At 50.1% G+C, this 25,106-nt stretch carries 17 protein-coding genes; 10 read left to right on the plus strand and 7 right to left on the minus strand.

The window, feature by feature from the left end:
- From L0156_21670 to L0156_21685, 4 genes are all read right to left on the minus strand, one after another.
- On the minus strand, nt 1–719 hold a 719-nt coding region (locus L0156_21670), incomplete at its 3' end, for an MBL fold metallo-hydrolase (GenBank protein ID MCI0605603.1).
- Nucleotides 720–781: 62 nt separating this feature from the next.
- Entirely contained in the window at nt 782–2,482 is a 1,701-nt protein-coding gene (locus L0156_21675) for an AMP-binding protein (GenBank protein ID MCI0605604.1), read from the minus strand.
- Nucleotides 2,479–2,910 (minus strand): DUF4437 domain-containing protein, encoded by a 432-nt coding sequence (locus tag L0156_21680; protein MCI0605605.1) that lies wholly within the window; start codon nt 2,908–2,910, stop codon nt 2,479–2,481. The genes L0156_21675 and L0156_21680 overlap by 4 nt, the downstream gene beginning before the upstream one ends.
- Before the next feature lie 183 nt (nt 2,911–3,093).
- Nucleotides 3,094–3,570 (minus strand): RpiB/LacA/LacB family sugar-phosphate isomerase, encoded by a 477-nt coding sequence (locus tag L0156_21685; GenBank protein MCI0605606.1) that lies wholly within the window; start codon nt 3,568–3,570, stop codon nt 3,094–3,096.
- A gap of 263 nt (nt 3,571–3,833) precedes the next feature.
- Here L0156_21685 and L0156_21690 point away from each other — a divergent pair, with 263 nt between their 5' ends.
- Complete coding sequence (locus L0156_21690) at nt 3,834–7,199, plus strand: diguanylate cyclase (GenBank protein MCI0605607.1); 3,366 nt, start codon at nt 3,834–3,836, stop codon at nt 7,197–7,199.
- 96 nt (nt 7,200–7,295) lie between these two features.
- On the opposite strand, the gene L0156_21695 is transcribed toward L0156_21690, so the two are convergent.
- Nucleotides 7,296–10,049: a sulfatase-like hydrolase/transferase gene (locus L0156_21695; protein MCI0605608.1), complete on the minus strand. Its 2,754-nt coding sequence runs from the start codon at nt 10,047–10,049 to the stop codon at nt 7,296–7,298.
- Nucleotides 10,050–10,218: 169 nt separating this feature from the next.
- Between L0156_21695 and L0156_21700 the strand changes: the two genes are divergently transcribed.
- The 9 genes from L0156_21700 (at nt 10,219) to L0156_21740 (ending at nt 19,679) form a co-directional block, all read left to right on the plus strand.
- Nucleotides 10,219–11,640 carry an endonuclease/exonuclease/phosphatase family protein gene (locus L0156_21700; GenBank protein MCI0605609.1) on the plus strand — a complete coding sequence of 474 codons (1,422 nt, stop codon included), beginning with the start codon at nt 10,219–10,221 and terminating at the stop codon, nt 11,638–11,640.
- A 146-nt stretch (nt 11,641–11,786) separates the two neighbouring features.
- Nucleotides 11,787–12,089, plus strand: a complete 303-nt coding sequence (locus L0156_21705) for a nuclear transport factor 2 family protein (GenBank protein MCI0605610.1) — start codon at nt 11,787–11,789, stop codon at nt 12,087–12,089.
- Nucleotides 12,043–12,762, plus strand: coding sequence for a class I SAM-dependent methyltransferase (locus L0156_21710; protein MCI0605611.1), 720 nt, complete (start codon nt 12,043–12,045; stop codon nt 12,760–12,762). The genes L0156_21705 and L0156_21710 overlap by 47 nt, the downstream gene beginning before the upstream one ends.
- A 21-nt stretch (nt 12,763–12,783) precedes the next feature.
- Nucleotides 12,784–14,094 (plus strand): nickel-dependent lactate racemase, encoded by a 1,311-nt coding sequence (larA, locus tag L0156_21715; GenBank protein ID MCI0605612.1) that lies wholly within the window; start codon nt 12,784–12,786, stop codon nt 14,092–14,094.
- 163 nt (nt 14,095–14,257) lie between these two features.
- A complete protein-coding gene (locus tag L0156_21720; GenBank protein ID MCI0605613.1) occupies nt 14,258–15,364 on the plus strand; it encodes a pyridoxal-phosphate dependent enzyme in 1,107 nt (368 codons plus the stop codon).
- Nucleotides 15,328–17,937, plus strand: a complete 2,610-nt coding sequence (locus L0156_21725) for a non-ribosomal peptide synthetase (GenBank protein MCI0605614.1) — start codon at nt 15,328–15,330, stop codon at nt 17,935–17,937. Before L0156_21720 ends, L0156_21725 begins: the two co-directional genes overlap by 37 nt.
- Before the next feature lie 235 nt (nt 17,938–18,172).
- Nucleotides 18,173–18,355: a DUF1059 domain-containing protein gene (locus L0156_21730; GenBank protein MCI0605615.1), complete on the plus strand. Its 183-nt coding sequence runs from the start codon at nt 18,173–18,175 to the stop codon at nt 18,353–18,355.
- A 128-nt stretch (nt 18,356–18,483) separates the two neighbouring features.
- A complete protein-coding gene (locus L0156_21735; protein ID MCI0605616.1) occupies nt 18,484–19,101 on the plus strand; it encodes an MOSC domain-containing protein in 618 nt (205 codons plus the stop codon).
- Entirely contained in the window at nt 19,098–19,679 is a 582-nt protein-coding gene (locus tag L0156_21740) for a TetR/AcrR family transcriptional regulator (protein ID MCI0605617.1), read from the plus strand. Before L0156_21735 ends, L0156_21740 begins: the two co-directional genes overlap by 4 nt.
- A 166-nt stretch (nt 19,680–19,845) precedes the next feature.
- On the opposite strand, the gene L0156_21745 is transcribed toward L0156_21740, so the two are convergent.
- The gene (locus L0156_21745) at nt 19,846–22,239 is read right to left on the minus strand and encodes an ABC transporter permease (protein MCI0605618.1); all 2,394 of its coding nucleotides are present in this window, start codon (nt 22,237–22,239) and stop codon (nt 19,846–19,848) included.
- 143 nt (nt 22,240–22,382) lie between these two features.
- Nucleotides 22,383–25,064 (minus strand): serine/threonine-protein kinase, encoded by a 2,682-nt coding sequence (locus L0156_21750; GenBank protein ID MCI0605619.1) that lies wholly within the window; start codon nt 25,062–25,064, stop codon nt 22,383–22,385.
- Nucleotides 25,065–25,106 lie beyond the last annotated feature (42 nt).

Genomic DNA, 25,106 nt, shown 5'->3' on the forward strand with positions numbered 1-25,106 from the left:
AGCGTTTGCAGCGGCTCTAGATCAAAAGCCGAGATAAAAGGAAAGGAAAGGTTAGCTGTGCTGGAAACGAGATCTCCCAGAAAGAAAGCTTTTCCGCCTCCGGATTCCAGCAACACGCATTGATGATAGGGAGAATGCCCACCTGATCGAACCACTTTCACGCCAGGTTGAACCGTCGCATCCCCCTCAGCAAAATCAAACACGCCGTGCCGTTCCAGCGCGACGTAATCATCGATTCGATAACTTCCCCTGGTTCGTTCATTCAAGTGAGTAGCAAAATCGTATTCACCACGCTGCACAACGTATCGCGCATTCGGAAACGCTGGAATCCATTCTCCCATGTCCCGATCTTTGGTGGTGTTACCGCCGGCATGATCCCAATGAAGGTGTGAATTGATCACCACACGAATATCCGATTCGGAAATTCCCACTTCATGGATTTGCTCACTCAAGGAAGGGGGACCCTCGATTCCGTAGATGTCTTTATACTTTTCGTCAAATTTATCGCCATTTCCCGTATCGATCAGAATCCATTGCGAGCCGGTATCAATCAAGAGCGGGCGAACCGCAAGGCGTACGCGATTCCGTTCATCAACGGTCCACGAACGTCCCCAAATCGTTTTTGGAACGATGCCAAAAAGCGAGCCGCCATCCAGCCGGAAGTAGCCGTCTACCAGCGGAAAGAGCCGGAATTTGCCAAGATCAATCGACTGTATCATTTTAATCAATGTAGCGCGGACGTCTCGTCCGCGTCGCGGGCCGGAGGCGCGCGCTACTTTGTTTACTTTGTTTTTTCAATCAATTTTGATCGTATCTCCTCACACGAGATCTCCCGCATTTTATATTTCTGGATTTTCCCTGTAACCGTCATAGGGAAAGAATCAGTGAATCGCCAGTATCTTGGTATCTTGAAATGGGTGATCTTACCGCTGCAAAACGCGCGCAATTCCTGCGGCGTTGCTTCTACGAATTCTTTCAATACAACCCATGCCATCACTTCTTCTCCGTAAACATCGTCCGGCACTCCAATGACCTGCACATCCTTTATCTTTGGATGCGAGTATAAGAATTCTTCGACCTCTCTTGGATAAATATTTTCTCCTCCGCGGATGATCAAGTCTTTGGAACGGCCCACAATCCGGATGTATCCTTCTTCATCCATTACGGCCAGATCACCCGTGTGCATCCATCGCGCGCTATCAATGGATGAGGCGGTTGCTTCGGGGTTATTCCAGTAACCAAGCATCAAAATATATCCACGCGATAGAAATTCTCCGGTTACTCTACGGGGCACGGTGGCTCCGGTGGAAGGATCAACGATCTTGCATTCTACATGTGGATGCGCGCGACCCACAGTGGACACCTGTTTTTCGATCGGATCGCCCGGTTCCGTCTGGCAGGAAACGGGGGAAGTTTCGGTCATGCCATAGGCAATGGTAATTTCACTCATGTGCATCCGCGTCTTCACTTGCTTCATGATTTCAATCGGGCAAGGTGCGCCTGCCATAATTCCAGTTCGCAGACTGGAAAGGTCGTAGCTGTCGAACTCGGGAACCGCAAGTTCGGCAACAAACATTGTAGGAACGCCATGAAGCGCCGTGCAACGCTCTTCGGAAACCGCTTTCAGCGTTTGCACCGGATCAAACGTTTCGGAGGGCAATACCATCGTTGCTCCATGCGTTACGCACGCGAGATTCCCCAGCACCATACCGAAACAATGATAAAAAGGAACAGGGATGCAAAGACGGTCTTGATCGGTAAAACGCATTCGTTCTCCGATGAAGAAACCGTTGTTCAGAATCGAATGGTGACAGAGCGTCGCTCCTTTTGGAAAACCGGTTGTGCCGGAAGTGTACTGGATATTGATCGGATCATCAAAATCCAGTTGCGCCTGGCGTTTTTTCAGTTCATCGGAGGATACCGTTTCAGCCTTGTCCAGAACATTTTTCCAGCTGAAGCTCCATGCGGGTGGGTGTTCACCGAGACCGATCACCGTCCGCAATTCAGGTAAGCGCCCGGATTGAAGCCGGCCGGTTTCACATCGCACCAGCTCCGGACAAACTTCTTGAAGCATTTCACCGTAGTTCGAAGTTTTGAAAGGTGAGGCAATAATTAGTGTGGAGCATCCCGATTGGCGAAGCGCGTATTCCAATTCGGAGACGCGATAAGCCGGATTGATGTTGACAAGAATCGCGCCGATTTTGGCAGTGGCAAACTGCGTGATGATCCATTCAACGTTGTTGGTCGACCAGATGCCGACCCGATCCCCTTTTGCAATACCGCACGACATGAGTCCGCGGGCAAACCGGTCGAATGCATCTCGCAGTTCTCTGTAAGTCAGTCGTATGTTTTGATGCTTCGATACAACGGCTTCATTCTCAGGGTACTGTTCGGTTATCCGGTCCAGCAGGTCTCCAATCGTTGATCCGAGCAACTGAACTTCCGATGTACCGTGAGAGTAAGACCAGTGCGATTCCCTCATTTATCCTTCTTGTCCCATATCATATCGAACGGGCCGTCCGTCACAAAAAGAAACGTGCATCTTGTCAGGTAGCGAATTTGATGAACATCGCCGGCCGGTGTATAGAGATACATTCCTTCTGATAATGTGAACTCCTTTCCTGCAGTCAGGTTTTCAACAGTCTTGGCCCCATCAACAATGTAAATCATGTGTCCATGTGTGTGATGATGCGGATCCTCAGTCGCATTTGCAGGAAACTGGACCAGAGCCGTGACCGTTCCATTGACAGGATCCGTGCGGAGGGGTTTCCATTTCGCTCCGGCGACTCCTTCGACAGGCTGCCAGGGAATTGCTTCGCTGTCCATGAAAACGACGGCACGTTCCTTTGTTTCTTCTCCCTGCACAGAAGCGCAGCACGCTATCAAAACAATCAAGAATACGATTTGCATTGTCTCATCCTCCTGCGTAACACTCGAATGACCGAGAGACTGTCCGAAAAGTCAGCTGGAGCGCGGACTTCCAGTCCGCAAGAATCTGTGCGCCCAAACAGTCTTCGCGGGCAGGATGCCCGCGCTCCCACTAGAACCCGCCAACTCCGGACTTTTCGGACAGTCTCGCGGGCGTTACAAACCCTATTTCTTGAAATGGTCTTGTTCGATTCGATCAATGTCTTTTTTGGAATTGTGAAGCCAGTCCACAATCGGTTTTTCCCATCCCTGCGTGAATTCCGTTTTCAGCCACGTGTTCACAATCTCCTTTGCTGCAGCAGGAGTGGTCACCATTCCGCCCATGGTTAGAACGTTTGAATCGTTGATAGAACGGGATCTCTCCGCCGCAACCGGATTTTCACAGACGGCCGCATACACGCCGGGATGCTTGTTTGCAATGATTGCCATGCCCATGCCTGTTCCGCAAATTAAGATTCCTTTTTGAAACTGACCCGCGGCAATTTCAGTCGCAACGGTATCGGCAATCTGATAATACGGGGTTTCACCTTCAGGATCGGTTATGCCATAATCCTCCACTTCAATATTGTTCTCGAGCAAGAAGTTCTTCACAGCTTCTTTTAACTGATATCCATAGTTATCTGCGCCGATTGCAATTTTCATAAGCGACCCCCTTTTCTAAATCTCCAAACTGCTATATTAGCAGGCTGGAAGCCTGCGGCCTGTAATGCAGGCTGGAGGCCGAGGTTGTTGAAAAATCAGTTGGAGCGCGGACTTCTAGTCCGCAAAAACCTGTTAGCGCGACGAGCTATTTGCGGGCAAAGATGCCCGTGCTCCCACTAGAAGAACCAACTTTTGGATTTTTCAACAACCTCAGCCTGCGCTCGATAGCGTGCGCTCCGATATAATAAAGACAATCCACGCACATGAAGGCACTCGTATTTGAAGACGATCCTGAATTGAGTCAGTCCATCAGCGCAGGTCTGACGCGATGGGGCTACGAGGTGATTGCAGCAAACAATGTGGATGCGGTGTATCGAGCGTTGCGCGAAGAGGGAGCTCCCCAAATTGCAATCGTCGATTGTCGCCACGGTTTTGGTCTTGTGAAGAAAATCCGCAAATTTGCGCCTGGCAATGTTTTCGTACTTGCCATCACATCAGAGAACCGGGAAAGCAATCTGCTGGAAGCAATGGAAGCGGGAGCAAACGATTGTCTTACAAAACCATTTGAAGAAAAAGTACTTGAGGCCAGGCTTCGCGCCGCTCAGCGAGTTATTGAATTGGAACAGGCGCTGACCGCAAAAGCGGCGATGGATCCGCTGACTCATGTTTGTAACCGTGAGTCCATCATTCAGTCACTGAAAAAGGAGCTGGAACGCTCGAAGCGTAACCACGCCTATCTGGGCTTAGCGATGGTCGATCTGGATCATTTCAAAAAAGTGAACGACACATTCGGACATCTTGCAGGAGATACGGTACTGAAACGCGCGGTTCAGACCATGTTAAAGAGTCTCAGAACATATGATGTGCTTGGCCGCTACGGTGGAGAAGAATTTCTGATCCTCTTGCCCGGTTGCGATTCTTCCAAGGTTCTGGCGGTTGCCGAAAGAATGCGCGAGCAGCTTGCTCGAACGAAGTTCAGCTTTGCAGGCCACGAGACCACGGTGACTGCAAGCGTAGGCGTCGCTGTTACAAAATCGGGTAAATTCGATCCGCAGTTATTGATCGAGCTTGCGGACCAGGCGCTTTACAGGGCGAAGTCTTCAGGCAGGAATCGCGTGGAATCTGCGCTCAGTATTCTTGAGGATAGTCCCGAATCTGTAATGAACCTCGAAGCAATCACCGAGCGACTGCAAATGGAAATCGAACACCGAAAAAAGACGGAGGAATCGCTTCGTGAATCTGAAGAACGCTTCCAATTGATATCAAAAGCCACAAAAGATGCGATTTGGGATTGGGATCTGATCACAAATCAGGTTTGGTCGAGTGACGGTGTTCAAAGGCTCTTTGGCCATCCTGAAGGCTCCGGAGATCGTTCGCAGTGGTCCGGAAGGATTCATCCGGAAGATGCAGATCGGGTTGTTCGCGGAATTGCGTTTACCATTGATGCGCAAAAGGATTTTTGGACCTCCGAATACCGTTACCGCAGAGCAAATGGAACTTATGCAAATGTTCTGGATCGAGGTTATGTTCTCTACGATGAAAACGGAAAAGCCATTCGCATCATCGGCGCAATGATTGATCTGACAGAGGGGAAGCGGTCCGAAATCCTGCAGTCGGCCCTCTATCGCATCTCAGAAGCCGCCAACTCCGCACAGGATATGCAGCAACTATACAAAACCATTCACTCGATCGTTGGTGAATTGATGTACGCCGGCAATTTTTACATTGCCCTATATGATGCGCAGACGAAACTGATTTCTTTTCCTTACTGGGTCGATGAAGTTGATCCGGTCGCCCCGGATCCGGTCAGGGCCGAACGGGGACTCACCGCTTATGTGATCCGCGAAGGCAAGCCGCTTTTCTCCACAGCTGAAGACTGGGATGAATTTCAGAAGAGCGGTGATGTGGAACTGGTGGGAGCTTATTCCCTGGATTGGTTAGGCGTTCCTTTGATCAGCGAAGAGCAAACAATCGGAGTGGTTGTGGTGCAAAGCTACACGGAAAGTAGCCGTTTTACTGAAAAAGATATGGACCTGCTCACTTTCGTTTCCCAGCATATTGCAGCCGCGCTGAAGCGCAAGAACACAGAAGAGGACCGGAAACGCGCGGAAGAAGCACTGCGCGAATCGGAGGAAAAATATCGAACGTTGTTTGAAACATCAAAGGATCCGATCTTTATCAGCACAACAGAAGGAAAATTGATCGACATCAATCCCGCAGGAGTTGAACTATTTGGGTATTCTTCTCGCAAAGAAATGTTGCAAGTCAACGCAGCGGAGCTTTTCCAGGATCCGGCTGAACGAGTTGCTTACAAGGAGGCAATACAGGCGCAGGGCTTTCTTAAGGATTATGAGCTGCACTTGAAACGAAAAGATGGACACAAGATTACGGTCCTGGAAACGGCTTCCGCGATAATGAATGAGAAAGGCGCTGTGATTGCGTATCGCGGCGTTATGCGTGACATCACGAATTTGAAATTGCTGCAACAACAACTCCTGCAGGCCCAGAAAATCGAAACAGTCGGAAGACTCGCCGGCGGCGTCGCTCATGATTTCAACAATCTTCTCATGGCCATCACCGGTTATTGCGAGCTGATTGATCTCAAGTATGGCAATGATGAATTGCTGATGGAATACATGAAGGAGATAAAGAAGGCAACGGAGCGGGGCGCGGGACTGACACGCCAGCTGCTTGCATTCAGCCGGAAACAGGTGGTCGCGCTTGTGCCTATTGAACTGGATCTGCTGATCACAAACATGGACCGGATGATCGACCGGATGCTGGGTGAGAATATTAGTCTGATTTTGGAATTGCATTCGGACCCGAGCCGGATTCTCGGAGATCCCGGTCAGATCGAACAGGTGATCATGAATCTGGTGGTGAATGCAAAGGATGCAATGAGCAGTGGAGGCGTTCTTACAGTCGAAACGCAAGACACGGAACTTTCTGCGCAGGTTGCGGAACAACATCTTGGCTCCAAACCGGGACGTTATGTGCTTTTGAAAATAGCCGACACAGGTTGTGGGATGGATGAAGCAACGAAGTCTCGAATCTTCGAACCGTTTTATAGCACGAAAGAGTTGGGGAAAGGTACCGGACTCGGTCTGGCTACTGTTTATGGAATCGTTCATCAGATGGCTGGTTTTATCGTTGTTTCCAGCGAACAGGCAAAGGGAACTTCTTTTGAGATTTATTTTCCGCGGAACGTCGATCCGGTTGCGAAGGAAAGTAAAGTCGCCGCGCGAGGTGTGGAGCCCTTGCATGGACACGAAGTACTTCTGCTTGTGGATGACAACGATACCGTTCGTGCTGCTGTGGGCGCTGCTCTATCCCTCTATGGTTATGATGTGCTGCAAGCAGGCGACGGACCGGAAGCGTTGCAGGTTGCTGGAAATTTTGACGGAGAGATTCATCTTTTGATCACCGATGTTGTTATGCCGAACATGAATGGCAGACAACTCGCCGCCGACTTGACTGCTAAATGGCCCACTATGAAAGTGCTGTATATGTCCGGTTATGCCGATGAAACTTTTTTTGAAAGCGGAAGACTGGAAGCTGGCGCTTACTTCCTTCAAAAACCTGTTCCCGCTAAAACGCTGCTAGCGACCATTCGCCAACTTCTGGATTAGGATAAACCGCCAAGACGCCAAGGCGCCAAGATTCTAGAAATTAGAGATTTTTCTTGGCGTTCTTGGCGGTTCACGTAACAACGACTTCAAAACCACTCACTCTTGAATGTAGCCCAGTGCTTTCAATTCTTCCGTCTGCTGTTCATCCAGAACGATGTGTTCTCCTTCGGTTTGAATGTGTTTTTTTCGCCATTCGGATGCTCTATGGAAAAAGGCATCGCGTTCTTTCCGGAACATTTCGAGCAGATCCAATCTTTTTTCGAATAGGTTTTGAGTCTCGCCTGGATCGACTCTGATGTCGTACAACTCCTCTCTTTTTGCAGCGCCGTAGTGGATGTATTTGTAATCTCCTTGGATGGCACACAGCTGCTTACCGCTGAGAACCTCACTGAAGACTGTCCGCTCGTTTTCCTCTTTTCCCGAGTTTTTGATCAGCGGCATCAGACTCTTTCCCTGAAGGGAATCAGGTATCGGGATGCCTGACAATTCAAGCAGGGTCGGCATCAGATCCATGGTTTGCACGTTCTGACGAATCTTGATTCCTCGCGCGTTATACCTGGAAGGAAGCTTGATCAACAGCGGAACACGGATCATTTCTTGATAAAGGTTGCTTCCGTGCCCGAGCCGGCCATGTTCCTGAAACGCTTCACCATGATCTGAAATGAAAATGATGAGTGCCTCCTCATAGATCTTCAGTTGTTTCAAATGTTGGATAAAACTCGCAAATAATGTATCCAGGCGGCGAATTTCTGCATCGTAAAGAAGCATCAGATGATCGCGTTCTGGCGGTGGAAGAATGATCCGCTTCGCATCCACTTCTACCAACTTTTGATTGGAAGAGGCCAGTGGGCTATGAGTGACATTAAAAATCTGAGCAATTTCCGGGGGTGGGACATACGGCGAATGAGGATGAAGCATATGAAAGAAAACAAACTTGGGGAACTGACGCATATTTTGAATCCATTCCAGAACTGGATTCAAACGTTTTCCTGATTGCATCGGAAAGGTGTCGTATCGATACCACCGAAAACCATCGGCCAGTCCGTGCGGCGGGTTCAGGAATTCATTTTGTACAAAACCTGCTGTCAGATAACCATTGTTATCCAGGACTTCAGGCAACGTCAGAAATTGAGCCGGTAATCTGGAAGTGTTGTAGTCGCACTTGTGCGTGGAAGGATAAACTGACGTGAAAAGGGACGCGGTTGAGGGCATGGTAGCCGCCCCGGGACTGATCGCGTTTTCAAAGATCACAGCATCTTTGGAAAAGAGATCTATGTCCGGACTGGTTGGCCGCGCGTAGCCGTAGCAGCCCAGATGATCTGCCCTGAGCGCATCTGCGGAGACAATAAAAATGTGTTGAATCTGTTTTGGTGGAACTACTTCTTCAGAAAAAATAATCGGATTACTTACCGCAATCGATTGTGCATCTGCGAACGTTCCGGAATTGCTCGATGCTTCGAAACTTAGTTCAACGAATCTGCTGGAGAATTCGCTTAAATCAATAGACTGCTCCAGCCAGTTGTTCTGACTTGTTACTTTGTGCGAAAACAATTCTCTGGTTGATCCAACCAGCGGCTTTGCGGTCACTCTGAATTGCATGGATAAGTCAGGATTCTTACCGAACAAAGAATGGATGCCAAAGCTAAGGCGCGGCCGTTGCGGAAGCCGGACTCGAAAGGCAATTTGTGAATCCGCCGGGAAGAGCAACGATTCACGCACGTATCCGTTCGGATCTGCCAGCTCAACGAAGGGTTCCGTCCTATCCAGTGTGCAATATTCAATCTGATAGTTGCGATCGGAACCGGAGCGCGATGGTGAAGCTATCAAAACAAGGGGAAGATACTCCACATCCACGTGCGAAAGCAGGACATTTCGATCCAGTTTTCGTTTTTCGTCGTAGTAATCGTTCACAAACTGCGCGTGGAGATTGTGAAATCCTTCATTGAGAAATGTTTGCACAAAATAGGATTGATACTCCCGGCTTTTGGGTTTTACCGTTCCTATTTTCTTGTTGTCTATCGAAATGACCAACCGTGGCAGTTCGTGTCCGGCAAGATATCCGGCTGCCGTAAATTTCCAGCGGACCATTCCTGCGGTGTAATATCGGGCATTTGTGTAGACCTCTGTTCTGCCGTACATCTTAAATGGATTGTTCTTGCTGGTTTTGAGCAGACTGAAACGTGCAGGTTCCACATAACTCCATCCTGACGAGATGTTCGGATCAAGGAGAAGTCCGGATGCATACTCTACTTTATTCGATCCATCCTGGACTCTCATTCTGCCGTCACCGCTGCAAGGAAAAATCGAATGTCGTGTTTTAAACAGGGATATCATGCGGGAACTGGTTGTCAATGGATCCAGGAAATCGATTTGCTTCAGATTTTCCCGTAATGGGCTAAGCTTTGCATTCGGATCCGGTTTGTATTCAATGCTGTAATTTCGAGAAGTGGGATTTTCACCGGCTGAAATCGTGACCCAAATCCTGTTTCGATTCCAGGTCCAGCGTCCGGGAGGTGTATCTCTTTGGAAGACATCATTTTGATGAATTAAATCCAAGTTTTCGGAAAACAGTTTTGGAACGGGGGACGCAGCAAAGTTTATACCTGTCTTCCAGACCTCGGTGTCTTTATTAAGAACCGCTACTCGGACCCATCCCTTCTGAAGCTTCTCCTTACGTTGTTTGCCTGATTCGGGATGGATTGCTTCAGCCTTGCGTGCTAATTCTAGAAGTTCAAAAAGATTGCCACGATGGTATTTCTGCGTTGTTTTGTAGTACAGGATCCATGCTGCTGCGGAAACAGCCGATAAGAGTACTAACAAAAACAGGACGGATCTATTCTGTACTTGCATTGCGGTGCGGGCGACTCACCCCCCCAACGATTATAGTGCACGATCCTTCGTTTTGCGGACAAGTCGTCCGCCACCGCATTCCATGCATGAGTTTGATTTTTTCACAGCTTCAGTCGTCCGCACCACATTCTCCGTAGAAATCCCTTTCATCTGTGTTTTCATTAGGAAGATGATTCTTCTTCTCTTCTTTTTCTTCTTCGCACCAGCTGACGAAATCGAAATACGGGTAATGACCTTCAATATCTGGTATGGCGGCGAACAGGTCAGTTTCGCACAGACTGCAGGAGTAATTCGAGCCGCGGATCCTGATCTGATTGGTGTCCAGGAACCGGACGGCAATCTCAGGCAACTCGCAGAAGCGGCGGGCTTTTCCTTCGTAGATGAAAAACGAAACATTATTTCCCGATATCCTCTCTTTGATCCCGACACTGACGATCAAAAAGCGCCTTATACCTTTGTGCTTGTGCGTCCAGACCGTATTGTTGCGTTCGCAAACGTGCATCTGACAAGCAATCCTTCCGGACCTGATTTGTTACACGAAGGAAGGACTCCGCAAGAAGTGCTGGCAACAGAACGGAGAGTACGTTTACCGGAGGTCCAACCATATGTGAAGGCACTTGGTGATTTGATCGCGCGTAACATTCCTGTTTTTTTTGCGGGTGATTTTAATACACCTTCTCATCAGGATTGGACGAAGGAAGCATTCGAATGGCCGGTAACGAAATCAATTGCAGATGCAGGTCTGCGCGATTCGTACCGGGAGGTCCATCCGGACGCAGCGCAAAAACCGGGGCTTACCTGGACACCCGGGTATCCTCATCCATGGGTGAAATCGAGTGAGCTCCATCATCGAATCGACATGATCTGGAGCGGCGGCAAGACGTCCGCTGTAGAAAGCAAGATTATCGGAGAAGTTAAAAATCCGGCAGTAGACATTGCCGTGGATCCCTATCCTTCGGATCACCGTGCGGTTGTATCGACGTTTCGAGTTGTACCGGCGCCCGCGCCTGCATTGATCTCCGTGGATAGGCCTTCATTCGTTCAGGGCAGCGATTTTCTGGTCCGTTTTCAGACGCCTGATTTTGGGGATTGGTCCGTCGTTGTTGTTCCTCATCGTGGAGCACCTGAGAAAGATGTTGTCGTTGCGGCGACAGGTCCCGATGTGATCTCAACTCGTCCGTCCATCAAGTTCGGTTCCGCCGGCATTTCGCCCGGCAAGTACGATGCAGTTCTTCTTGACGCGCACACTAAGGAACTCGCAAGAACGATGTTTCATATTCTCGCGAAAGATGCGGTTCCGGAATTGCGAATCGAAAAGTCAGCTTACAAGCCGGGAGAGGAAATCAAAGTGTCCTGGCGCAACGCTCCAGGAATGAAAAATGATTGGATAGGCGTTTATCGCGCGAATGATCCCGACCTGTACCGTGGTTATATCGCTTTTGTCTACACGGGGGCTGCCGTTGAAGGATCAACGTTGTTGGACAAGAAAGTATTGTTGGAACCGCTAACTCCCGGTGAATATGAGCTTCGGCTCATGCGCGAAGATTCTTATGTGATGCTTGCAAAAGCGCCGTTTGGTGTTCGTCAGTAGGAGCAAAATATGAATTTGATAGTTCGTGGAATTTTTGTTGTTCTGATAATGCTTACGAGCTCGCCCCTTTTCGCGGGGTCTCGCGAGTCACTCGACAAAGTCCTGAAGGACTACATCGGTTTGTATCAGAAGGACACTCTCGATCAATGGAAAACATTGTTCCATCCTTCCGTCACGATTTTTTTCCTACTGACGATGGTGGAATCAACGTGCGCAACCTGGAAGAGTTTTTAGAACGCCAGAAAAACTATTTTGAAAAACGTAAATCGATCAGAGAGCGTTTGCAAAACGTTCAGATTTTAGAAGGAAAACGAATCGCCCGTGTGACCGCGGACTTCATTTTTATTGATGAGGGCGTTGACCATCCGGGAAAACTTGGCCTGCATCTTGTGGAAGGCCAGGATGGATGGAAGATTGTTGGTGTTCTCTTTTCTTATGACAATCGATGAGCCCAGGGGATTACGTGGCGCGATAGCATGGTGGAGGCGCCGCCGCAGCAGACGCTACTGGGAGGAGGCATGGAGTCGTGACGATTACGCGCCGCCCTGGTTTGGCCGTGGTATTTCGCCGGAGATTGTGGCGGCGGTTGAAGAGGGATGGTTTCTGCCCGGGATGCCCACTCTGGACATCGGCTGCGGACAGGGTGACGTCGTTGCGTGGCTTGTCGAACGCAAATTTCCGGCGCTTGGCATCGATATCGCGCAGCGTGCTATTGATCGCGCTAGAAATCTTTTTGGAGAGTCTCCTGATCAACTTGAATTTCAGCAACATGACATCTGCACTGCTGTTCCAACCTGGCGGGGCGGTAGTTTCACGAATCTGATTGATCGTGGTTGTTTCCATCAAATTCCCAATCAGGATCTCCCAGCCTACGCTCGAAACGTTGCGCGCGCGTCCTCTTCAGGGTCCTGTTTTTTGCTTTTTGTGAAAGCCTTTCGCGACGGACAGGTCACTGATCAAGCACTTGAGACAGAACGCGAGCACAATCGGGCGCGCGTGGAAAAGGTGCTGGGTCGAAGTTTCACTATTGAACGGATTGCTGACACATTCCTCGATGCGTATGATGGACGCGTTCCCGAGGCCCGCCTGCCAGGTCTGGTCGTCTGGATGCGCCGGAAGTAAAGTTTAGAGTAAACTAAAAATGTGAGCCGCAGTTTTGTCTTACGGTATGGTGAGAGTGAAATTACATTCACCCTGCCGGAAAAGCTTCGCTGCATAACGCTTCTTCCTTCCGATGCTTCTCCGCAAACTCCCTCAACCGCGATCGCTGCCTCATTGGCTCATCCGGTTGAATCACCGCGTCTAAAGGAAATTGCGCGCGGAAAACAATCTGCTGCGATTCTGATCCCGGGCAAAGCGCGTATCGCGGGCGCCTGCCATTATGTTCCCGCACTGATTAGGGAGTTGAACGAAGGTGGAATCGAAGACCGCAAGATTGAAGTGATTCTCGCCGACGGCACTCACGATCAACACCTGCAAAAAGACATTGGGGCGCTGCTTGGTGATGAAATCATCCGTCGCGTGCGAATCAGTGGACATGATCCAAGAAATGAAAAAGATCTCGAGTTTCTGGGGACAACAAGTTTTGGCACGCCTGTTCACATCAATCGCCGCATTCTTGAAGCGGATGTGAAAATTGCAACGGGCCGCATTGTGCCGCACTATTTTGCTGGTTTTAGTGGTGGCCGAAAAGCATTGATCCCGGGAGTTGCCGGTTTTTCCACGATTGCAGCCAATCATAAGCTCACTCTGGATCCTGTTCGAGGGATTCATCCTGCTGTTGCGTGTTGCTCCCTGGAACGGAACCCTGTTCATCTGGATATGGTAGAAGGAGCGAGAATGGTTGGCGCAAACTTCTCTTTGAATACAGTCCTGAATGCGCTGGAGGAAATGGTGGGAGTGTATTCGGGAGATCTCGAAGCTGCACATCAACTCGGTTGCAAACACGCTGGCGAACTCCTGCGACTTGCAATCGACCAACCGGTTGATGCAGCCATTACGTCTGCGGGTGGCGCGCCTTACGATGGTAATTTCATGCAATCGTTGAAAGCGGTTTTGAACATTCAGGACATCTTGCGACCGGGCGGCGCCATTTTGTGGATCGCCCAATGCAGTTCGGGAATCCATCCGGGATTTCTCGAATGGGCGCAAATCCAAAACGATGAAGAATTGCAAAGCAGAGCGCGAACAGGATACAACCTTACGGCGCATAATACGTTGCTGCTGCGTAGACTTCTTAAAAAATGTAATGTCGCTCTTTTCAGCAATTTGCCGGCAGAGATTGTTCAGAAAATGGGCATGCTTCCGGTGTCTTCCGTCGATGAGGGGCTCCGCTGGATCACTGAAAAAGTTTCCAGCGATTCTATTTGCGCCGTGGTTCCGCGCGCGAATATCCTGTGCGCGACTCTTGCCAAAGCAGTGGATGAATTGGTATTGTCAGAGGTGCAAAGCTAAGCGAGAGTGTATAGGACTACCTCCCGCGTGAAAGGGGGAGTTAGAAGGGGGATGGCCAAGTGCCATGAAAGTTCTGCCTAAATCTGGGCGCTTGGTGCGCCGTTGCACTGCCTGTGCTCGACTCTTTCCGCGCACATTCACACCTTTTTGTGAGTGCGGCGGAATGGTGGATGTTGAGTATGATCTGAAACAGGCCGTTCTCTACGATTCTTTCAACCCGCTGGAACGCTTTTTCGATCTGTTACCCATTGAAAATCCGGAGTCATTGCTGCCTCGTTCCATGGAATACACACCGTGTAAGCATGCGATGGAACTGGGCGCGGCGCTTGGGATGCCCAGATTGTATTTGAAGAACGAAACGGTTCTTCCCACGCGTACCACAAAAGATCGAATGGCGATTGTATCCCTGGCTTTTCTCTGTGAATCCGGAGTGCGCTCTTTTTGCACATCATCAACTGGAAACAGCTCCTCATCCTATGCGCACGAGATCACACGCCATTCGGGGATGAAGATGTTTCTTTTCACGGCTGAAGATTTTTGGAGCCGCGTCAACTACGAACCAAGCGATCAGGTGCTTCCCTTTGTTTTACGTCGCGCGAGTTTTGTCGATGCATTTCAGTACGCTGCAGAGTTTGCAAAAGAGAATGGTGTAACGTCTGAGCGGGGCTTTTTTAATCCCGGCCGCAGAGAAGGATTGAAGCTCGCTTTTCTGGAAGCCACGGAGCAGGTGCCACACCCGATCGACTGGTATGTCCAGGCTGTTTCTAGCGGAATGGGTGTGTATGGCGCCTATAAAGGAGCCAATGAACTCTACCGCATGGGCAAGATTTCACGTCTGCCAAGTTTGCTTTGCGTGCAGCAGGAAACCTGTGCGCCGATGGTACGAGCCTTCGAAGATGGCTCTCCCGTGATTCGCAAGAGCGATGTTGTCCACAATCCCACAGGCATAGCCGAAGCCATCCTTCGCGGAGATCCAACGCGCGCGTATCCGTGTATACGGAGAATTGTCATGGAAAGCAACGGCAAGATCACCGCCGTTTCGGAACAACAAATCCGCGAGGCCAGAAAAATGCTGGAAGATCTGGAAGACATTTCTGCATGCTTTTCGGCATCCACGGCCCTTGCCGGCGTGATTAAACTTGCGCGTACCGGAAAGCTAAACTGGCAAGATACAGTTCTGGTAAACATCACTGGTGGAGATCGTCCCCATGATGAATCGCTGCGCAAAGCACAATGGTTGGAAAGAGTGGGGGAGACCTGGCGGACATGACCCGTCTCCAGTTGAAGAATCCGTTCGGGCCGTTTGAAATTGAAAATCTCAACTACACCATCTCATTTCTTTTTGAACAAACCGTTGAGAAGTATCCTGATCGCGTCGCAATTCGCGGGAATGAGGATGAAATTTGTTATTCCGATCTCAATGCGATGGCCGATGATTTTGCGCGTTCCATTTTATCGCTCGGCGCGTTGGCGAATGAACGAATTGCTTTGATGCTTCAGAATGACCTTCACACTCTGGTTTCGCTTCTTGGAATATGGAAAGCAGGCTGTGTCGCGGTTCCCATAGAAACATCGCAGCCGGAAACAAAAAGGGTCGCGCGTCTCGATCACTGTGCGCCGTCCTGGATCGTACAGCCCGGTTCCGTAGGGGCGACCCTTGTGGTCGCCCGTCAAGGGCAGGCACAAGGCCTGCCCCTACTGGCTGAAGCCGCAATGCTTCTCTATACATCAGGCTCCACCGGTCAACCGAAAGGCGTGATTCAAACGCACCGGAGCTTTCTACGAAATGTGATGGCATATACAAATGGCTTTCATTTGTCTTTTCAGGATCGAATCCCACTCCTGGCTTCCTGCGCCACAGGTCAGGGAATCGCTACAGCCTTCAGCACTCTGTTGAACGGTGGAACGCTCTACTGTTGCAATCTACAGGAAGGTGGAATGGAAAAACTTCTGCAGTGGATGCAGGCCGGGGAAGTTACCGTTCTGATCGCCGCAACCACTCTCTTTCGCTACTTTATACGAAGCATTTCCGGAACCCCCGATTTTCCTGAAGTTCGTCTTGTGCGATTGGGGAGTGAACCTGTTTTAAAAACAGACTTCGATCTGTTCAGGGCCTATTTCAAGAAAGATGTCTCTTTTGCCAACGCGCTTTCTACAACCGAAACAGGCAATTTTGCGCAGTATTTTTTGAATCAGGATACAGAATTGAAAGGGAACAAAGTTCCTGCCGGGTACCCGGTCGATGGCTTGGAGGTTCTGGTTGTTGACGAATCGGGAGAAGAAACAGAGCCGGGAGAAATCGGGGAGATTGTTGTCAGGAGCCGGAATTTATCACCCGGCTACTGGCGTCCACGGACAGAAAATGGATTCCGTTCAAACTCGATCAATGGTGAAATCAGCTACTTCACGGGTGATCTGGGAAGAAAAAGCGCTGATGGTTGTCTGGAACATTTAGGACGCAAAGATTTTCGCGTGAAAATCAGAGGACTCGGAGTACATTTGCAGGAAGTAGAACAGGCCTTCTCCGGATATGAAGGAATCTCATCAGTTGCAGCCGATGTGCGGGAAGACGCTGCCGGAGATAATTGCCTGGTCGCGTATCTGGTGAGTGAAGATGGGAACTCGCTGGGGATCGAATCCATCCGAAAACATTTACTCCGATCGCTCCCGGTCTATGCAGTTCCCACGCATTTTGTTTTTCTTGATCGCTTGCCGCTGACTCCCGCTGGAAAATTGGATCGTCGCGCTCTTCCGCAGATTGAATCATCCACCGCCGAACCAGCTCCTGATGTAAGAGAACCGGTGGAGGCATTGCTGATAGGACTTTGGCGAAAAGTGCTGCGACGAAACGTTCGAACAATTGACGATAACTTTTTTGATCTGGGTGGAGATTCACTGAAAGCTGTTCTGCTTTTCCTGGAAATCGAACGGAAATTCGGCCGGAACTTTCCAATATCTACGTTATTAGAAGCTCCCACGATTCGGACTCTGGCGGCGTTGCTCCAGAAAGAAGCAGGAGCGGCGCCGGCAGCCACCGGTTCTCTGATCGCGCTTCAGCCGCAAGGGAAACGTCTGCCGTTCTTTTGTGTGCCCGGCGCCGGAGGAAGCGTCCTGAATTTCCGGCGGCTTGCGCAACTGCTGGGACCGGATCAACCGTTTTTCGGATTGCAATCTGCCGGTTTGAACGGAAAGAATTCTGAAGTCAGCAGCATTGAGGCGATGGCAGAGCAGTACTGTAATGAGATTCGTTCGGTGCAGCCCTCCGGACCCTATCTTCTGAGTGGCGCCTCCTTTGGCGCTTTTGTGGCCTTTGAAATGGCTCGTCAACTGGAAGCCGTTGGAGCCGAGGTAGGTTTTCTCGGAATCTTCGATCAGTATCCGCCAGGTTGTAACATCGGTTATCAACCGCCCGGCCTGTTTCGTCAACTGATCTGCCATCTTGAAGTTCTGCGCAGCATTCCGTACAACGAAATTCTGCCTTATGTTGTGAATCGCGCCAAATCCTTGTTGCAGCAGCGAAAGAAGGAAATCAAGAATGACACCGCCCAGCTGCCACCTCCCGTTGTGGAATTGCTGGAGACGCACATGCAACTGGGGAAGGATTATGCCGGCGGCACGTACGCGGGGAATCTTACTTTTTTCCGGGCCACTAGAATTCCAATGCGTGAGCTGGAAGACCTAACGGGAGGATGGAGTAGATTTGTAACAGGCAAACTGGAGACGATTCTGATTCCGGGCGACCATGCCATCTGGCTCAACGATGGCTCTGTGTCACTGCTTGCGCAACAATTGCGGATAAGACTTGCGGCTTGTAACGCTGGCTTCCAGCCGGCCAAGCCTTAACAGCTCTTGAAGTTTGCCGGCTGGAAGCCGGCGGCGCCGGCAGAATGCCGGCGGTCATTTATGCCAGCCTGGAGGCTGGCGCTCATTTGACGGCTCGAAAGATGAGCGCCGCCATTCTGGCGGCATTGATGTCCGCCGGCTTTTAGCCGGCGCTACAAAAGCGATAACTTCGTCTTGACAAGTATACAGACTGGTCTGTATACTCAAGTCCTATTTCATATTTGGAGGTCAGATCATGTCAAAACAGAAAATTGCCTGCGCAGATGTAATGCCAGGGTGCAAATTCGAAGCGGAAGCAGAGACGGAAAAGGAGTTGTTGCAAAAGGTTTCTGTTCACGCTGCGGAGGCGCACGGCGTCCAGGAGGTCACTCCCGAACTGGTTGCCAAAGTAAAATCTGTCATCAAATCGGCAGAGTAATGCAAAGGCTGGTAGGGCAGGCCTTGTGCCTGCCCGCAAGAATACGGGCGTCTAAACGGGCAGGGACAAGCCCTGCCTCTACGACTAAAATTTCACTTTCTATGCGAATTGTTTCCGTTAACTGTTCGATGGGTAAAACCGTTTCCTGGAAAGGACGGACCATCGAAACGAGTATTTTTAAGGACCCGGTCACCGGACGTGTTGCGGTTGGCAAAACAAATGTGGAAGGAGATCGACAGAGCGACCTGACGGTGCATGGAGGCCCGGACAAAGCGGTGTATTCTTATGCGCTGGAGGATTATCTGTGGTGGCAGGCCGAGCTGAATCGCGCACTGACACCCGGAGCATTTGGTGAGAACCTGACAACCGGGGGACTGGAGGAACGCAACGTTTTTATCGGCGATGTGCTGAGGGCCGGCACCGCGATTCTTCAAGTTGTGCAGCCACGATTGCCCTGCTACAAGCTCGGGATCAAATTCGGTGATGATCAAATGCCAAAGCGCTTTATGAAGGCGGCAAGATGGGGGATTTATTTTCGTGTTTTGGAAGAAGGGACTGTGGAAAGTGGTGATTCAATCGAATTTGTGTCGCGCGATCCGCAGCAAATCAGCGTTCCTGAGCTTGCGATTCTTGCATCCAAAGACAGATTCAATCTAACGCTTGTTGACCGTGCTCTTGCTATCCCATCCCTAAACTTTGAGTGGCGGGAAATGTTGCAGGCAAACGTAGAGAAGAGAAACAGATGAAGACCGCGCGTGAGAAAATTCTATCCACCGCAAGCAAGCTGTTTTACCGGCGTGGCATCAATAGTGTGGGAGTTGACGAAATCGTGAGGCGATCCGGTGTGACCAAGATGACACTCTATAAACACTTCCCTTCAAAAGACATACTTGCGACAAATTGCCTGGGAGAAATCCATCAGCAGTGGAGCTCGTGGTTTTTGAAACGTGTGCAGGTCCGAGGCGCCACAGCGAAAACTTCTGAAGAGCGGATCCTTGTAATCTTCGATGTGCTTGAGGAATGGTTTCAGACTCCCGGTTTTCGCGGCTGTCCATTTATCAATACAGTCGCTGAAATAGGGGAGCGAAATCATCCCGCGCGAAAAGCGGCCGTCGCATTCAAGCAAAGACTTTTAGACACAATTGAAGAAACTCTTTCCTCAGTGGGCGGGAATCACACGAACTTGCTGGGAGTTCAGCTTCTGATGCTCGTGGATGGCGCTATTGTGCGCGCTGTCATGACCGATTCTTCGCGACCTGCTAATATCGCCGGCAACGCGGCGCGGCTCCTCCTCCAATCATTTTTTCCGAAAAGTACGCGTTAGTCCTTAGACACCATCGAAAAGAGTACCCAAAGACCTATTAGTATCGCGGCGCCTACAATGATGAACAAAGTTGTGGTCGACATACCTGTTTATTTTACTATATTGCGGGCGAGACGCCCCGGTCCGTAATGCAGGTTAGAACCCTGGCTAGAAGCCTGCGCTCTGTTTATTCGTAGCGAAGCGCTTCCAGCGGATCAACGTTAGCGGCGCGTTTTGCGGGGAAAAACATGGCTAACAAAGCTACCGTCATCAGCAAAAATGCGACCGCGGCAAGAGTTACTGGATCCGTTGGCGTAATCTCAAACAGCATGTTGGACAACACTCTCGTTGCAACAAGGGCTCCCGCCAGACCGAGCAGAATGCCGGCGCTCACCAGGCGAACGCCTGAGTCGAGAATCAAACGAAGAACATGAATTTTTTCTGCTCCCATCGCCATCCGAACACCGATTTCCTGCGTGCGGCTGCTTACCGAATACGAAAGAAGCCCGTAAAGACCCAGCAGTGCGAGAGACAACGCAGTCACTGCAAAGAACGCAAGCAGATAAGTTATGAATTTCCTGCGGCTGATCGAGTCTGACAAAACATGATCCATCGTCCCCAGTTCAAAGACAGGCATGTCACGATCCATGGAATGCACAACCTGGCGAACGATGGATGCTATTTTTTCCGGATCATCCGCTGTCCGAAGAACGTAGTTCATGTAACGAAGTGGTCTTTGCGAGAGAGCAACATAGATCACAGGTATGCTATCGGAGCCCAGCCCGAAATCTTTTACATTGCCTGAAACTCCCACTATTTGTCTGAATTCCCTTACCGTATCGCCAATTCGAACTTCCTGGCCAATCGGATTCTGATCCGGGAAAAAGCGACGCGCGAAAGCTTCATTGACCACACTGACTGGTTGAGTATTGGGTCTGTCCTGCTCCGTAAAGGAACGTCCTTCGCGGATTGGAATCTTCATCGTGCGGAAATATCCTGCGCTGACAACACGGTATTCCACGGAAGGTTGATCTCCTTCCGGAAGTTCACGCCCCTTAATATCGATGGAAAATGACCAATCTTCTCCAGTTAATGGCAGCAAACTGGCGGCTGCGGCATCTTTGATGCCCGGCACGTTTTTCAAGCGCTCCAACAGCGCTAAATGAAAAACGCCAACCTGAGCCCTTTCAGGATATCGACTTTCCGGGTTTTGTATTGTGAATCGCAGAACATTCTGTGGATTGAAGCCTGGTGAAACGTCCACCAGGCTGTGCAGAGAACGGATCAGCAAACCAGCGCCACTTAAAAGTACGATAGCGAGAGCAACTTCGGCGATCACAAATGTGTTGCGGGCTCCGCCCTGCGTGAAACCGCGACTTTGAGAGCGGATTGCGGACTCCGGACGTGTTATTAACAATGCCGGAAGCAATCCAAAAAAAATCCCCGATGCAACCGAAACAATGAATGCAAATCCGAGCACCTGAGTATTGATAGCAATTTCACTGACTCTTGGAAGAAATTTTTCCGCCCAATACAGAAGTGAGTCTTTGGTCCAAACCGCCAGAAGCAGACCTAAAAATCCTCCGATCAAACCGAGCAGAACGCTTTCCGTAAGTAACTGCGACAATAGATGTCTTCGTTTTGCTCCCAGTGCTGCCCGGATCGCCATCTCCTGCCGCCTTGTTGCGTTTCCTGCGAGCAAAAGGCCCGCAACATTGGCGCAAGCGATGAATAACACGACGCACACCGCTGCAAAAAGGATCAGGACAGGCTTTCGAACTTCTTCGACAACCGATTCCTCCAACTTTCCCAGTAGCACACCCCATCCTTTGTTCTTATCCGGATAAGCCACTTCAAGATTCCTTGCCACCACATTCATGTTTTCTTGCGCTTGACCGAGATTCACGCCAGGTCTTAATCGCGCGATCACACCCAGCCATTTGGCGCCACGATTGGACAATGCCCTCTCATCAAACGCAAATGGCAACAGAATCTCGGTTTGTTCCGATGGAAACGAAAAGGTTTGGGGCAACACACCGACAACTTTGTGTTCCTGGCCGTCAATGCGGATCAATCTGCCCAAAATGTCCGGATCGCCACCAAAACGGCGCTTCCACAAACCGAAACTGAGAATTGCTACATTGCTTTTTCCAGGGACCATTTCTTCTTCGGTGAAATTTCTTCCAAGAACGAGCGGAACTCCAAGCAGGGGAATCAACTCGGATCTTATTTCCGCTCCTGAGAGACGCTCCGGTTCGCCGATCCCGGTGAGCGTCAAACTGCTCGATTCATAAGCCGCCATGTTTTCAAATACCTGATTGTGCTTCTTCCAGTCCAGGTAATTCAGCGGAGAAGCACTGAACTGATCCATCCCCTGTGATGGATTGCTTTCCCATACGTTAATCAGCTCCGCTGGTTTGTGGTACGGCAAAGGGTTTAAAAGAATTCCTTGAACAATGCTGAAAATTGCCGTGGCTGCTCCAATGCCGAAAGCAAGGGAAAGTATCATGACAAGTGTCGCGCCTCGCTTTTTCCTGAGGATCCGTAGACCGTGCTTCAAATTTCGCCAGAGTGATTCCATGGATAGAACTCCTTCGATTTGTCCCAGGAGCAATTGATGTGCCATTCCATGTCGAGAATCAGTTCCCACGGGCTGTTCAATTGTGGGATTTGAATCTCCGCTTTCGAAACAATACGACTGAAATGTTGTCGAAGCTTCTTTCGTTACCGTTTAAAGAATCCTGAAGGTTGGGTGAAGTTTTCCAGCATCCAGAGTTCCGAGCTTGCGCGAAACAAGGAAGTCACAAAACTTTTTCCATCAGGCGACAGACTGAACCCGACCATCGGAGTATTCGTTACAATCAAAGGAGCCGGACCAAGATCGGAAATGATCCGTTCTTTCTTGTCGGCAAGAGTCACTTCCACAACCAGCAAATGCCGGTCCTCTGATTGTTTTACGCCTAGAATTTTCATTCCATCTTTCGACCAACCATTTGCATACCAGATTCCGGAAGATACCCGTTGCGGGTTTTTTCCATCTGAGGTTATGGTGTGAAGACCTTCGCTTGTTTGATAACAAACAAGTGAGCCGTCAGGAGAGGGGTAAGGGGGATGGTACATATCCACTTTGATTAGATCAACCGGAGGGGCGCTTCCATCCACACGGACTTTTGAAATTCCATAGCGTTCTTTTTGAGACAAATAATAAATCCAATTTCCATCGGCAGACCAGCTGGGGCAGAATTGCTGGCGGTCCTCCTTGTAAATCTGAATCGGCGTTCCGCCGGCAACTGTTGAAATCCAAGCTTGAGTGCGACCGGTCGTGCTGTTTCGGTGAAAAGCGATGCGTTTACCGTCCGGTGAAAACGAGGGACGAGAAAAGAATGTTGTTGCCTTATCTGCAAAATCATCCGGTTTCACCGCCGGCCTTTCCCAACCTTCTTCGACGCTTTTGAGCCAGATCAATGATGGTCCGGTCTTGCGCGATTCATAAATAAGATGTTTGCCGGAAGGAGACCAGGAAGGAGCCATCTCGGACTGTTTTGTGGTGATGAGGTTCCGGACCGGACTTCCATCCAGCGGTATATCTACGATGTCATGCTGTCCTTCTGCGGAACTGAACAGTATCCGTTTCCCCTGCGGATCTACAGCAGGCCAAACCTCTTGCATAATGCCGGCTGTCAGATTCGTTGCCTTTTCAGTTTCTGTGTCCAGCAACCAGAGATTTGGTGTGGAAGGGATTCCGCCGCGGAGTCCTGAACCGCTTGCTACAACGCGCCGGCTATCTGGCATCCAACTCATGAAGACGATATACCCCGGGTTCGATTTGAGAATTTGTTTGGCTTTGCCTGACGGATGGTCTATGAGCCAGAATTGTAATCCGCTACCCTCAATACCAAGTATGGCGCCAACCCTTTTGCCATCGGGAGAGAAGTACAGGCTCCCTTCATCTATCCTTCGGCTATTGAGCGAGGCATCATTGAGTGGCTTCGGTTTCGCGCCAACAGGGGAAGATACGGATACAACGAGATATAAACCTTTTTCTGAATGCGCCAGAGAAAATAATATCTTTCCATCAGGGGAGATAGTCGCTGAAGAAACTCCTTTGTGCAAAAGGGTTGGGGAACCTCCTGCGATACCTACGCTCCAAAGATCCGATGGTGACCCGTGCGTTTTTCCCCAGCTTAGGTAATAGATGCGCGTGCCATCGGGGGACCAGAAGGGCGCAACGCAATTTGTTTTTGACTGCGTCAGCTGAACAGGAACGTATGCTTCCAGACTTCGCGTAAAGATTTGCGTAACGCCGTTCACTTCTCCTGCGTACGCGATCGACTTTCCATCAGGCGACCAGGCACCAGCAATGGCAGAGGATTGCACAGGAGTGAAACGATAAAGAGCGGCATCAGGTCCGCTTTTTGGAGCGAAGAAAGAGGATGCCAGCACTCCTACGACAAAAATTGCAGCAAGGATTGCTATTTGAAGAGGTCGCCTGCGCAAATTTCGCTGAAGCGGAACCGCCGATTGAATTCCTGTCTCAGCGGAGCCTTCCGAAAGATGGTCGCGGAAATCCCGAAGCTCATGATAGAGATCGATTGTTGCTCCATACCGCTCCCTTCTGTCTTTCGTCAGACAGCGTTCAATTTGCCAGCGAAGGGCCGCCGGCAATTTTGCGTTAAGCGGAGCCAAGGGTTCCGGTTCATCCGTGATAATCGCAGAAAGGGTTTGAACCATGCTTTCGCGCTGGAACGCTTTTTTGCCGCCGGCCATTTCGTAGAGAATCGATCCGAAGGAAAATTGATCGGACCGAAAATCCACTTCTTCTCCGCGCGCCTGCTCCGGACTCATGTAGGCAGCAGTGCCTAGAACCATTCCCGCGCCCGTAATGAGTGCTGATTTTGTGTGCTCTTCCTCACCGCCGGTTTGCGGAATCACGTTTTTTGCAAGTCCAAAATCGAGAATCTTTACGCGGTTGTCCCGCGTGATCATGATATTTTCAGGTTTCAAATCGCGATGAACAATTCCTGCTTCATGCGCAGCGGCAAGCCCCGCTGCTGTCTGCGTGGCAATATCAAGGTACTTTCGCAGAGGCACGGGACCATTCTCCAGAATTTTGCGAAGTGATTCTCCTTCTATCAGCTCGGATACGATGTACTGCATTCCACTTTGCGTTCCAATGTCGTATACAGAAAGAATGTTCGGATGATTGAGAGCGCTTGCGGAGCGCGCTTCCTGAACAAATCTGCGTTGGCGTTCCGGATCGCCGATTGCTTCCGCGGAAACGATTTTCAACGCGACGTTTCGTTCGAGACGCGGATCACGCGCCCGATAGACTTCTCCCATTCCACCCGCCCCAATCGGACCCAGAATCTCGTACGGTCCTATGCTTGAACCAACCAGTTTTTCCATGAAAGTGGATTATAACAGCACTCCTTAATTCAGTGATGAGTA

This window comes from bacterium, assembly GCA_022616075.1.
Taxonomy (GTDB): domain Bacteria; phylum Acidobacteriota; class HRBIN11; order JAKEFK01; family JAKEFK01; genus JAKEFK01.

Coding starts and splice junctions, on each gene's coding strand:
- L0156_21675 (MCI0605604.1), bottom strand. CDS start 2,482: ATGAGGGAATCGCACTGGTCTTACTCTCACGGTACATCGGAAGTTCAG.
- L0156_21680 (MCI0605605.1), bottom strand. CDS start 2,910: ATGCAAATCGTATTCTTGATTGTTTTGATAGCGTGCTGCGCTTCTGTG.
- L0156_21685 (MCI0605606.1), bottom strand. CDS start 3,570: ATGAAAATTGCAATCGGCGCAGATAACTATGGATATCAGTTAAAAGAA.
- L0156_21690 (MCI0605607.1), top strand. CDS start 3,834: ATGAAGGCACTCGTATTTGAAGACGATCCTGAATTGAGTCAGTCCATC.
- L0156_21695 (MCI0605608.1), bottom strand. CDS start 10,049: ATGCAAGTACAGAATAGATCCGTCCTGTTTTTGTTAGTACTCTTATCG.
- L0156_21700 (MCI0605609.1), top strand. CDS start 10,219: ATGATTCTTCTTCTCTTCTTTTTCTTCTTCGCACCAGCTGACGAAATC.
- L0156_21705 (MCI0605610.1), top strand. CDS start 11,787: ATGGAAAACATTGTTCCATCCTTCCGTCACGATTTTTTTCCTACTGAC.
- L0156_21710 (MCI0605611.1), top strand. CDS start 12,043: ATGGATGGAAGATTGTTGGTGTTCTCTTTTCTTATGACAATCGATGAG.
- L0156_21720 (MCI0605613.1), top strand. CDS start 14,258: ATGGTGGATGTTGAGTATGATCTGAAACAGGCCGTTCTCTACGATTCT.
- L0156_21725 (MCI0605614.1), top strand. CDS start 15,328: ATGGTTGGAAAGAGTGGGGGAGACCTGGCGGACATGACCCGTCTCCAG.
- L0156_21730 (MCI0605615.1), top strand. CDS start 18,173: ATGTCAAAACAGAAAATTGCCTGCGCAGATGTAATGCCAGGGTGCAAA.
- L0156_21735 (MCI0605616.1), top strand. CDS start 18,484: ATGGGTAAAACCGTTTCCTGGAAAGGACGGACCATCGAAACGAGTATT.
- L0156_21740 (MCI0605617.1), top strand. CDS start 19,098: ATGAAGACCGCGCGTGAGAAAATTCTATCCACCGCAAGCAAGCTGTTT.
- L0156_21745 (MCI0605618.1), bottom strand. CDS start 22,239: ATGGAATCACTCTGGCGAAATTTGAAGCACGGTCTACGGATCCTCAGG.
- L0156_21750 (MCI0605619.1), bottom strand. CDS start 25,064: ATGGAAAAACTGGTTGGTTCAAGCATAGGACCGTACGAGATTCTGGGT.